2 protein-coding genes are annotated in these 2,002 nt (G+C 67.7%); one reads left to right on the top strand and one right to left on the bottom strand.

What is annotated here, in order from left to right; all coding sequences use genetic code 11:
• Positions 1-26: 26 nt before the first annotated feature.
• On the bottom strand, positions 27-1,358 hold the full coding sequence (locus GA615_RS27190; RefSeq protein ID WP_152054494.1) for an IS701 family transposase: 1,332 nt from the start codon (positions 1,356-1,358) through the stop codon (positions 27-29).
• A 105-nt stretch (positions 1,359-1,463) separates the two neighbouring features.
• Here GA615_RS27190 and GA615_RS27185 point away from each other — a divergent pair, with 105 nt between their 5' ends.
• Complete coding sequence (locus GA615_RS27185; protein ID WP_152054493.1) at positions 1,464-1,940, top strand: hypothetical protein; 477 nt, start codon at positions 1,464-1,466, stop codon at positions 1,938-1,940.
• Positions 1,941-2,002: the final 62 nt, after the last annotated feature.

Raw genomic sequence — 2,002 nt, 5'->3', positions numbered from 1 at the left:
CTGTACTTTCCGGGTGAATGTATATGTCATGCGGCCAGGCTGAGGAGCCTTTCGGCCGTGGCCTGAATTTCCGCCTCGGTAGCCCCAGGGCGTAGAGTCGCACGAATCTCCTCGTCCAGCAATTCACGGCGCCAGGCCCGCCGCTTGTCCGCGTGGCTCGGCCGCCGTGACGCCTTGTCCCACGGCGACGCCGAGCGGTCGACCAGCTCCTCCTCCTCACGGCGCCAGGCCCACGCCTCGGTCATGGTGTAGGTCCACAGGCAGATATGGAAGGCCCCGACGTTTGCCCAGATGAACCGCACCTGCTGCTGGCCGGCCCCCACGATCTGCTTGCATTCGCGAAAGGCGATCTCCAGGCTGAACCGGTCGGCTACGGTCGTCAGGATGTCGGCGACGCTCGCCGCGGTGTCGGTGCAAAAGTAGGCCCGCCAGCCGGTCGGCTCGTCCACCAGCACCACCCGGATCACTCCACCGGCCGGTCGCCACGTTGCCAGGAACGTCTTGTATTTCTTGACCGTGGCAGCCCCATACAGGGTGATCGTCTCCGTGGACCAGCCGCGTCGCTGGCCGCCCCGCTTGTCCAGGTCGATCACATCCGGGCCGTAGGTGCGGGGACGGCCACGCTTGCCCACCGGCCGGGGGCCGGGTACGGTTCGCAGGGCCGCATCCTTGCGGAGCCGGCTGACGACGGTCATGCCCAGTTCCATCGCCGGCTTGAGGAACTCCCTACTGGCATAGGCCCCGTCGGCTACCACCCAGATCGGCAAACCCAGGAGCCCCAGCCAAGGCTTGGCCCACCGCAGCAGCTCGATGGCCAGCTCCAGCTTGGTGCGGAACTCCGGCCGGTGCTTCGGGTCGATGCCCGGCAGGTTCTTCTTGCGAACATAGAGCCGGGCCAAGAGCGGCAGGGCGACGACTCCCCACGCCGGGTGGGCCACGAGCAAGGCCAGGACGACGAAGACGTGGCCGTAGACGTAGGGCGAGCCGCCCGGGCCGGGGGTGGGGCTGTGATGGATGCCCGCCCCCTGCACGTGCGGACCATATCGTTTGGTCGGGGTGTCGTCCAGGGCGAGGGTTAGCCGCGTGGCCCCCTTGAGCAGCGGCCGGACGACCTCGGTCAGCAGGCGTCGGGCGATGCGATCGGCCCGCTTGCCGGCGGCCGCAACGGCGACGTAGCAGCGCTGATATTGCCCGCTGAGCTTGGCCGCCCTGATCCAGGTGGTGACGGTGCGCCGGCCTCGGGCCAGGACGGCCCCGAGGAACAGCAGGGCGAGCCTTGGGGCGGAGCGGCGATCCAAGCCAGCGGCGAGCCAGGAGAACCACTGGCACGAGGCGGGCGGCAGGTGCGAGGATGTCATCGGGGGCCGGCTCCGCTCGGGGTGTCAGGCTGGTGTGGTAACCGCCATCGTCCCGGTCGGGCCGGCCCCCGTCTACTCGACTCCTTGGGGCCAGCGGAGTCCGTCATGCGGTCGCAGCACAAGTCGTTCGAGCTGTTCGCCGACTACCATCAGTTCTACCTCTGGGACCGCGGCATGAACCCCGAGGCCCCGGAAGACTACACCGACGAGGATACGCGGCTCCGGATCAAAACCGGGCCGCATGTGCTCGTGATCCAACCCGAGCGGAACATGACCGTGGCTGTCGAGGTCGAGATACACGACGCCGAACCGCCATGCGACACCGACCGGTGGGACCACATCGCCGAGGCGAGCCTGCACCTGCCAACGGGTCAACTCGAGGTTCATGAATGCACCGGCGGGCCGGTCGCCGATTTCAGCGTCGAGCCGGGCTGGTATCGGGTGCGTTCGCACCACGGAGGGTTCGATACGATCAATGAGTCCGGAGTCGAGGGCAACGACCGCTACCTCGCGGCCTTGTGGCCCGCTCCCCCTGCGGGACTACGGGTCATCAAGCAATGGGAGCCCAGGTCGCCGGTTTGAGGCATCCGTCCTCACGCGGCTCGGCTACATAGTTCGGGTGCACAAAATCGCGGAAAGTACAG

The sequence above is a fragment of the Tautonia marina genome (genome assembly GCF_009177065.1).
Lineage (GTDB): Bacteria > Planctomycetota > Planctomycetia > Isosphaerales > Isosphaeraceae > Tautonia > Tautonia marina.
Note: the sequence above shows the minus strand (reverse complement) of the source record. Positions and strands in the feature narration are given on the sequence as shown.